The organism is Pseudomonas sessilinigenes, assembly GCF_003850565.1.
In the GTDB taxonomy this organism is placed as follows: Bacteria; Pseudomonadota; Gammaproteobacteria; order Pseudomonadales; family Pseudomonadaceae; genus Aquipseudomonas; species Aquipseudomonas sessilinigenes.
This window is the reverse complement of record NZ_CP027706.1, coordinates 6,570,742-6,580,000: the sequence shown is the minus strand read 5'-3', so window position 1 is coordinate 6,580,000 and position 9,259 is coordinate 6,570,742. Positions and strand designations below refer to the sequence as shown.

At 63.5% G+C, this 9,259-nt stretch carries 7 protein-coding genes and 2 rRNA genes (1 of these 9 cut by a window edge); 6 read left to right on the top strand and 3 right to left on the bottom strand.

The window, feature by feature from the left end; genetic code table 11:
• Together C4K39_RS29960 and rrf are read left to right on the top strand one after the other, a co-directional pair.
• A 23S ribosomal RNA gene (locus C4K39_RS29960) occupies window positions 1-520 on the top strand; it begins 2,372 nt to the left of the window's first position.
• Window positions 521-656: 136 nt separating this feature from the next.
• A 5S ribosomal RNA gene (gene rrf / locus C4K39_RS29955) occupies window positions 657-772 on the top strand.
• A gap of 99 nt (window positions 773-871) precedes the next feature.
• Here the strand turns inward: rrf and C4K39_RS29950 are convergent.
• The gene (locus C4K39_RS29950; RefSeq protein ID WP_124348178.1) at window positions 872-1,876 is read right to left on the bottom strand and encodes an alcohol dehydrogenase catalytic domain-containing protein; all 1,005 of its coding nucleotides are present in this window, start codon (window positions 1,874-1,876) and stop codon (window positions 872-874) included.
• A 283-nt stretch (window positions 1,877-2,159) separates the two neighbouring features.
• Here C4K39_RS29950 and mrdA point away from each other — a divergent pair, with 283 nt between their 5' ends.
• Entirely contained in the window at window positions 2,160-4,052 is a 1,893-nt protein-coding gene (mrdA, locus tag C4K39_RS29945) for a penicillin-binding protein 2 (RefSeq protein WP_124348177.1), read from the top strand.
• Between the two features lies 1 nt (window position 4,053).
• Here mrdA and C4K39_RS29940 read toward each other — a convergent pair whose 3' ends face one another.
• Window positions 4,054-5,040 (bottom strand): LysR family transcriptional regulator, encoded by a 987-nt coding sequence (locus C4K39_RS29940; RefSeq protein ID WP_085600592.1) that lies wholly within the window; start codon window positions 5,038-5,040, stop codon window positions 4,054-4,056.
• Window positions 5,041-5,246: 206 nt separating this feature from the next.
• Here C4K39_RS29940 and C4K39_RS29935 point away from each other — a divergent pair, with 206 nt between their 5' ends.
• The 3 genes from C4K39_RS29935 to C4K39_RS29925 are packed head-to-tail and all read left to right on the top strand — an operon-like array spanning window position 5,247 to window position 8,226.
• Complete coding sequence (locus C4K39_RS29935; protein ID WP_124348176.1) at window positions 5,247-6,548, top strand: MFS transporter; 1,302 nt, start codon at window positions 5,247-5,249, stop codon at window positions 6,546-6,548.
• Window positions 6,545-7,300 (top strand): class II aldolase/adducin family protein, encoded by a 756-nt coding sequence (locus tag C4K39_RS29930; protein WP_124348175.1) that lies wholly within the window; start codon window positions 6,545-6,547, stop codon window positions 7,298-7,300. Before C4K39_RS29935 ends, C4K39_RS29930 begins: the two co-directional genes overlap by 4 nt.
• Window positions 7,297-8,226: a 2-hydroxyacid dehydrogenase gene (locus C4K39_RS29925; protein WP_124348174.1), complete on the top strand. Its 930-nt coding sequence runs from the start codon at window positions 7,297-7,299 to the stop codon at window positions 8,224-8,226. The genes C4K39_RS29930 and C4K39_RS29925 overlap by 4 nt, the downstream gene beginning before the upstream one ends.
• Here C4K39_RS29925 and C4K39_RS29920 read toward each other — a convergent pair.
• Complete coding sequence (locus C4K39_RS29920; RefSeq protein WP_053138823.1) at window positions 8,220-9,155, bottom strand: LysR family transcriptional regulator; 936 nt, start codon at window positions 9,153-9,155, stop codon at window positions 8,220-8,222. The genes C4K39_RS29925 and C4K39_RS29920 overlap by 7 nt on opposite strands.
• Window positions 9,156-9,259 lie beyond the last annotated feature (104 nt).

Below are 9,259 nucleotides of genomic sequence, written 5' to 3'. Positions count from 1 at the left end.
CTTAGTGATCCGGTGGTTCTGTATGGAAGGGCCATCGCTCAACGGATAAAAGGTACTCCGGGGATAACAGGCTGATACCGCCCAAGAGTTCATATCGACGGCGGTGTTTGGCACCTCGATGTCGGCTCATCACATCCTGGGGCTGAAGCCGGTCCCAAGGGTATGGCTGTTCGCCATTTAAAGTGGTACGCGAGCTGGGTTTAGAACGTCGTGAGACAGTTCGGTCCCTATCTGCCGTGGACGTTTGAGATTTGAGAGGGGCTGCTCCTAGTACGAGAGGACCGGAGTGGACGAACCTCTGGTGTTCCGGTTGTCACGCCAGTGGCATTGCCGGGTAGCTATGTTCGGAAAAGATAACCGCTGAAAGCATCTAAGCGGGAAACTTGCCTCAAGATGAGATCTCACTGGGATCTTGAATCCCCTAAAGGGCCGTCGAAGACTACGACGTTGATAGGTTGGGTGTGTAAGCGCTGTGAGGCGTTGAGCTAACCAATACTAATTGCCCGTGAGGCTTGACCATATAACACCCAAGCAATTTGCTTAAGAAGCGAGTTGCGGTGTGTGAAGACGCACGAACCGAAAGTTTGCAGCACACAAACCTATTGCATACCCATTCGCTGGAACGTTGCCCAAACAACGGCTCAGCTACAGAATTTCTTGACGACCATAGAGCATTGGAACCACCTGATCCCATCCCGAACTCAGCAGTGAAACGATGCATCGCCGATGGTAGTGTGGGGTTTCCCCATGTGAGAGTAGGTCATCGTCAAGATTAAATTCCGAAACCCCAATTGCGAAAGCAGTTGGGGTTTTGTCTTTGCGCTGGCGAAAACTAGCAGAGCGGCCCGGTATCTACCGGGCCTGATCTGCTTCAGGCGGGTACCTGACCGGGCTGTAGGCGGGTGATCCACTTGCCGTGCTGCTCCGCATCCCTGAGCGCTTCAAGCTTTGCCGGCAGTTCGTTGAAGTCGAAGGGCAGCAGGGGCGAGGCCCTGAGCTGACCTTGTGCAACCTGCTGCAGCAAATAGGCACCCTGTTGCTGGTAGCGTTGCCAATCCGCCTCAACGCCGTGTACATGAAGACTGTTCAATGCCACTTCATGCAGGGAGACGGCTGTGCTGAAGGCTGGCAGCGGCGCTGTCTCCTGGCGATCCTGAATGCACACCAGGTGTCCGTTATAGCCCAGCAACTCGGCCAGGTTTGCCGCGTGCCTTGCGCTGACCGTATCGAAGATGGCCGACAGCCGACGGCTACCCAGGCGTGCTTGCAATTCGGATTGCCACTCTGGTCGGTGATAGTCGAAAACTCCAAGCACACCCTGCTCCAGCAGTTGTTCATGATGCTTGGGCGAGGCCGTGGCCCAGACCCGCATCCCCCTCTGTACCGCCATCTGTGCCAGTAACGAGCCCACGGCGCCGCCAGCACCCACCACCAGCACATCCCCCACGCCCGCCTGGGGCAGCTTGTCCAATGCTTGCAGGGCCGTCAGACCGGGGCAAGGCAAGGCCGCCGCCACAGCGTCATCCAGCTCATCAGGGAGGACAATGGCGGCCCTGGCATCGATCAGGCTGTATTCGGCGAAGCTGCCGTCAGCGCTCAACCCCTGGTGATAAGCCACCCGGGTTCCTGGTCGGATGCTCGCATCAGGGCCTGCTGTCACCACCACCCCGACACCGTCCACGCCCGGCACATGGCCGTCCCGCCAGTCGTCGTGGCCCCACTCGATCATTTTCCAATCCACCGGATTCAACGCAATCACGCTATTGGCGACCAGCAGTTGGTTGGCCGATGGTTGCGGCAGGGCTTTACGGATTGATCGCAGGCCAGGCAGGCCCGATCCCCGGGTCCAGCCCCAGGCCACGTATTCGGTTGGCATCTTCATTCTCCATCAGGTTTTCGAGACGCCCTTGCACCAGCTAGGCTGGCCAAGGGCACCTTGCAGTCTCCCCAGTGGGCAAGGCAGGAAAAACCCAATAATCGGAACAACACCCTTGATCACAGGTCAATAATGCCCCTGCGGCCAGCACCATTGATCAGCCATGGGAGAAATCCTGGCAAAGTCGGCGGCCGGTTTTTGGTATCGTGCAGCTCTTTTTTACGCACCCGATTTCACCCGCACGGATCAGCGCCGATCTCTATTTCACCGAGAAGCTGTAGCAATGCCCGAAGCGATTCCAATCAAGGACCACGAGAAAGAAACCCGCCTGGTCAACAAGCGGCTGCTGGCCTGCGCCGTGCTGGTGGCCGCCATCAGTTGCGCACTGGTCGCACGCATGTATTTCCTCCAGGTAGTGGAGTTCGATTACCACTCCACCGTTTCGCAGAACAACCGTGTACATGTGCTGCCCATCACCCCGACCCGTGGAGTGATCTATGACCGTAACGGGGTGGTCCTGGCAGACAACCGCCCCAGTTTCAACCTGACCATCACTCGCGAACGGGCCACCGACCTCAAGGGTGAACTGGATACCGTGGTCGAACTCCTGCACCTGCCGCCCGAAGACCGGACACTGTTCGACAAGGAAATGAAGCAGGCCCGCCACCCCTTCGTCCCCGTTACCTTGTTCTACCAGCTCACCGAGGAGCAGATCGCCGTATTGGCGGTTAACGAATACCGCCTGCCGGGAATGGATGTCGAAGCCCAGTTCGTCCGCCACTACCCCCTGGGGACGCATTTCGCCCATTCCATCGGTTACGTCGGGCGGATCAACGAGAAGGAGGCCAAGACCCTGGACTCCGTGGAATACCGTGGAACCCAGTCCATCGGCAAGACTGGTATCGAGAAGTTCTACGAGGCCGAGCTGCATGGCCATGTCGGTTACGAAGAGGTGGAGACCAACGCCCAGGGACGGATCATGAGGGTGCTCAAGCACACCGATCCGGTCCCTGGGAAAAGCATTGTCCTGAGCCTGGACGTGAAGCTCCAGGAAGCTGCCGAGCAGGCCCTGGGTGACCGTCGCGGCTCGGTGGTGGCCCTGGACCCCTCCACCGGCGAAGTGCTGGCCATGGTCAGCAATCCCAGCTTCGACCCCAACCTGTTCGTTACCGGCATCAGTTTCAAGGAATATGCCGCCCTGCACGACTCCATCGACCGGCCACTGTTCAACCGGGCGTTGCGCGGCCTCTATGCGCCGGGCTCGACCATCAAGCCGGAAGTGGCGATCGCCGGCCTGGATACCGGCGTGGTCACCCCCTCCAGCCGCGTCTTCGATCCGGGCTACTACCAGTTGCCGGACTACGACCACAAATACCGCAACTGGAACCGCAGCGGCGATGGCTGGGTGGACATGGACGCGGCGATCATGCGCTCCAACGACACCTACTTCTACGACCTGGCCCACAAGCTGGGCATCGATCGCCTGCACGACTACATGGCCATGTTCGGCCTCGGCGAAAAGGTCTCCCTGGACATGTTCGAGGAAGCCTCGGGGCTGATGCCGTCCCAGGCCTGGAAACGCGCCACCCGCCGCCAGGCGTGGTTCCCGGGAGAAACGCTGATCCTCGGCATTGGCCAGGGCTACATGCAGGTGACGCCGCTGCAGCTGGCCCAGGCCACGGCACTGATCGCCAACAAGGGAGTATGGAACCGGCCGCACCTGGCCAAGACCGTCGATGGCGTGGCCCCGGTGGACCCGCATCCGATGCCCAACATCCTGTTGAAGGACCCGCGCGAGTGGGACCAGGTCAACCATGGCATGCAGATGGTCATGCACGATCCTCGCGGCATTGCCCGCGCCGCTGCTGCCGGGGCCCAGTACCGGATTGCCGGCAAGAGCGGTACCGCCCAGGTGGTGGCGATCAAGCAGGGCGAGCGTTATGACCGCCTCAAGACCCGCGAGCGCAACCGCGACAATGCCCTGTTCGTCGGCTTCGCTCCGGCCGAGCATCCGCAGATCGTGATCTCGGTGATGATCGAGAACGGCGAGGCCGGTGGCCGGGTCGCCGGCCCCGTGGTGCGGCAGATCATGGACGCCTGGCTACTGGACCAGAACGGCCACCTCAAGCCGCAGTACGCCGCACCGGCCAAGGCTCCTGGCGATCCCCACGTCTGAGTCAGCGCAGCACCAGGCTGTCCGGCACCTGCTCGTGGATACTGAGCATGTGCTGGATGCTCTGGAGAAACAGCGCCTCGGCCTGGCTCATCTTCTGCTCACGGTTCCACAGCAGCTGGATATCGAAATCCACCACCCCATCCTCCGGCGGCAGCGGCCACAGCAAGCCCTGTTCGACGTCCCGGCGCACCAGGTGGATCGGCAGGCAGCCAATGCCGAAACCGGCGCAGATCAGCCGATGAATTTCCTCGAAACTGGTAGAAGAGGCGACGATCTTGCCGGTAAAGCCCTGCTGATCGCGAAACAGCGTCAGGGGTGACAGGTTGCCTCCCAGCTGGTCGCTGGTGAAGCTGACGAAGTTCTCCGTGGCCAGCTGTTGCAGGCTCAGGTTGGCCTGCCCGAACAGCCGATGGCGTGGGCCGCAGAAGTAGGCGTAGCGCTCCCGGAACAGCACACGCTGCTCCAGCCTGGGCTGCGGCAGCCGGCACAGGCCCACCCCCAGGGTCGCGGTCTTTTGCAGCAGCGAACTGATGATGTCCGGACTGCCCAGCACCTCCACCTCCAGCTCGATCTTCGGGTGCGCGGCATGGAAGTCCGCGAGGAACTCATCGTAGTGCCGGGCCTTCACCCCACTGACGGTGAGAATCCGGATCTTGCCCACCACGTCGTCCTGGCGGCTTTGTACCACGGTGCCCAGGCGCGAGATATCGCCATAGATATCGGTGGCGATGCGCAGCACCTCCTCGCCGGTCTCGGTGAGTTCGAAGCGCCGTCCGCTACGGACGATCAACAAGCAGTCGAGCTGCTCCTCGAGCCGCTTGAGGGCCTGGCTGACCGCCGACTGGGTGATGTGCAGGCGCGCGGCGGCGCGGCTCATGCTGCCTTCCTGGCCGATCACCAGGTAGGTGCGCAACAGGTTCCAGTCCAGGCGATCGTTGAGAAAACGCCGTCCGGCCCAGGAGCCGGTCACAGGATCGAGTGTCGACATGGGGCTCCTCTAAAAACGACCTGCCTCGCCTACGTTTTTAGAAGCGCCCATGGGGAGCTCTAGTAGTAGCAAGGCTAATAGTTAGGATAAGAATTCGAAAATTGACTAATCCTGGCACGGCGGCGATAAAGCCCACAAGCGCCATAGAGCGCCGCCTGACCAAGCCTTCAGCACCTGCCCATAACTACAAATACACAGGTCCTTGCATGCACAGCACCCCTCAGCCGCGACGCGCCGCGGCAGCGGCCTTCATCGGCACCACCATCGAGTTCTACGACTTCTACATCTACGCCACGGCCGCGGCCCTGGTGCTGGGACAGGTGTTCTTTCCCAGCAGCGACCCGGTGACCAGCACCCTGGCGGCGTTCGGCAGCTTTGCCGTGGGGTTCGTCGCCCGGCCGCTGGCGGGCATGGTCTTCGGCCACCTGGGTGATCGTCTCGGACGCAAGAAGATGCTCCTGGTGACCATGGCGCTGATGGGCCTGGCCACCACCGGCATCGGCCTGCTGCCCAGTTATGCCAGCGTCGGCATCTGGGCGCCCATCGGCCTGATCGTGTTGCGGTTGATCCAGGGTATTTCCGTCGGCGGCGAGTGGGGTGGGGCGGTGCTGATGGCCAGCGAACATGCTCCGGCCCGGCGCAAGACCTTCTACGCCTCCTTCGCCCAATTGGGCAGCCCGGCCGGCCTGTTGCTGGCATTGATCGCCTTTCGCCTGGTCACCAGCCTTGCCCCCGAGGACTTCCTCACCTGGGGCTGGCGCCTGCCGTTCCTGGCCAGTGGCGTGCTGATGATGGTGGGCCTGATGATCCGTAGCGGGGTGCATGAGTCGCCGGAATTCGCCAAGGCCCGGGATAACCAGGAGACAGCGCGTTACCCGGTGCTGGAGGTGATCCGCGACTGCTGGCGGCAGATCCTCCTGGCCGCGGCGGCGGTGACCATCGGTTCGGCCGGTTTCTTCTTCACCAACACTTTCATGATCACCTACGTCACCCAGTACCAGGGTATCCCCCGGGCCACCATCCTCGACTGCCTGTTCCTGGTCACCGTGATCCAGCTGCTGTCGCAACCGCTCTCGGCCCTGCTGGCCGAGCGCATCGGCGAAGGGCGCTTCCTGACCCTGGTGGCCCTGCTGTGCATGGTCACGCCGTACCCGATGTTCCTGCTGGTCGGTACCCAGAACATCCTCTTGATGACCCTCGGCATCGCCCTGGCGGTGGTGATCCTGTCGGCGCTGTATGCGGTGATCGCCGGCTACATGACCCAGGCGTTCCCGGTGCACCTGCGCTACTCAGGCATCTCCATCGCCTACCAACTCAGTTGCGCCCTGGCCGGCGGCACCACGCCGCTGCTGGGGACGCTGCTGGCCAGCAAGTTTTCCGGGCAATGGCTGCCCCTGGCGCTGTTCTTCAGCCTGCTGTCGGCGTTGTCGCTGATCGGCGTCTGCGGCTTGGCGCGCATGCGCGCCAAGCCGGTGGTCCAACCCGCTCCCCAAGAGGTGTATCCGTGAGCAAACCTGAACACATGAGTGCCGTCGAATGGCAAGCCCGTTGCGAACTGGCGGCGCTGTATCGCCTGGTGGCGCACTTTCGCATGACCGACCTGATCGACACCCACATCACCTTGCGCATCCCCGGGCCCGAGCACCACTTCCTGATCAACCGCTATGGGGTGATCTTTGACCGCATGCGTGCCAGCGACCTGGTGCGCATCGATCAGGAGGGGCGCATCGTCGATCCCCACTACAGCGGACACCGGGTCAACGCCGCGGGCTTCGTCATCCACTCGGCGATCCACATGGCCCGTCCCGACCTCAATTGCGTGATCCATACCCACACCGCCGCGGGCATGGCAGTGGCGGCCCAGCAGCAGGGCCTGCTGCCCATCAGCCAGCACGCGCTGAAGTTCTACGGCAAGCTGGCCTACCACACCTATGAAGGCATCGCCCTGTCCCTGGACGAGCGCCAGCGCCTGATCGCCGACCTGGGCCCGCACAAGGCCATGATCCTGCGCAACCACGGCCTGCTGGTGGGCGGTGCCAGCGTGGCCCACGCCTTCCACGAGATCCACTTCCTGGAGCGCGCCTGCCAGGCCCAGGTACAGGCCCTGGCCGGTGGCTCGGTGCTCAACTACCCCTCGCCACAGGTCTGTGCCCACACCGCCGAGCAGTTCGAGCGCGACGATGCCGACAACATCATCGAGCTGGCCTGGGACGCGGCCCTGACCCTGATCGAACACCAGCGCGAGTCCTACCTGTCATGAGCCCTGTGGTGCTGCTGTCCCGTGACCGACTGTTGCTGCAACAACTGCAGCAGGCCTTTGCCCGCAGTGCGCCGCAGGTGCAGGCATTACTGGCAGGCGACCCCGGGGCTGCCGAGGCACGGCTGGCGGCCTGCTGGTTCCCGCCGCCGGGCAGCCTGCGAGCCTTGCCGGCATTGCAGTTGATCCATTCGGTGGCGGCCGGCATCGATCACCTGGAACACGATCCAGGCTGCCCGCCATTGCCGGTGTGCCGGGTGGTGGACCCCGGACACCGCCAGGGCATGACCGAGTACGTGCGCTGGGCGGTGATCCACTACCACCGGGGCTTCGACCGGGTACTTGGGCAACAGGCCGGGCACTGCTGGGAGCGGCCGCTGCAAGTGCCGGCGCAGGACTTCAAGGTCGGGGTCATGGGCCTGGGTTCCCTGGGCGCAGCCATCGCCCAGGACCTCGCCGGCGCGGGCTACCAGGTGCGTGGCTGGGCCCGCAGCGCCAAGCAGTTGCCCCAGGTGCGGTGCTTTGCCGGCGCCGAGGCGCGGGATGGCTTCCTCGACGGCCTGGACCTGCTGGTCAACCTGCTGCCCCTGACGCCCGAGACCCGGGGCATCCTCGGTCATGCCACCTTCGCCCGGCTGGCGCCAGGGGCGGCGCTGGTCAATTGCGGGCGTGGCGGGCACCTGCGGATCGACGACCTGCAACAGGCCCTGGCCAGTGGCCAACTGCGCGGCGCCTTGCTGGATGTCTTCGACCAGGAGCCGCTGCCGGCGGAGCATCGGCTGTGGAGCCTGCCCGGGGTCACCGTCACCCCGCACATGGCCTCGGCCGCCTCCCACGATTGCATTGCCCGGCAAGTGGCGGAGAACCTGCGCCGCCTGGAGGCGGGCGAACCGCTGCTGAACCTGGCCGACCGCCGCCTGGGTTACTGAGCGTCCAGGCACGCCTGCAAGCGTTCGAGGAACAACGCCTCGGCGCGGCTCAGGCGCTGCTCGCGGTTCCACAGCAGGTGGATGTCGACATCGGCGATGCCCTCGTGGGGCGGTAGTCGCCACAGTAACCCGCTGTCGACATCGGCCGCCACCACATGCTCCGGCAGGCAGCCGATGCCGAACCCGGCGATCACCAGGCGGCGCACTTCTTCCAGGCTGGGGGAGGAGGCGACGATACGTCCGCTGAAGCCCTGCTGGTCGCGGAAGATGGTCAACGGCGAGAGCATGCCGCCGATCTGGTCGCTGGTGAAACTGACGAAGTTCTCCCGTTGCAGGTCGCCCTCGGCCACATCCGCGCGGCCGAACAGCGGGTGGTGCTTGCCACAGAAGAACGCATAGCGCTGGCGCAGGAACAAGCGTTGCTCCAGGCGCGGCTGCGGCCGGCGGTTGAGGCTCAGGCCCAGGGTCGCGGTCTTCTCCTGCAGGGCGCTGACGATGTCCGAGCTGCGCATCACGTCCACCTCCAGGTCGACCCGTGGGTGCTGGCGATGAAAGTCCGCCAGGAACTGGTCGAAGCGTTCGTTGCAGATGCGGCTGATGATCAGCAGCCGGACCTTGCCGATCACCTCGTCGGCGGGCTGCTCCAGCACGCTGCCGACCTGGGACACCTGGCCGTAGATCTCCCCGGCCAGGGCGAAGATCTGCTCGCCCACTTCGGTCAGGGCAAAGCGCGGGCCGCGGCGGGCGATCAACTGCCGGCCCAGTTGTTCCTCCAGGCGCTTGAGGGCCTGGCTCACCGCGGGCTGGGTCAGATGCAGGCGCGCCGCCGCACGGCTGATGCTCAGTTCCTGGCCGATCACCCGGAAGGTGCGCAGCAGGTTCCAGTCCAGGCGGTCGTTGAGCAAGCGGCGGGCATCGTGGTCGGACATGGCGAAGGCTCTGGGGCGGGCGAGGGCTTGATAATAAGCCAGGATAATAATCGAGATAACCAATAGAAAATTGACTGATTATCCCCGGCCGCGGATAAATCCAC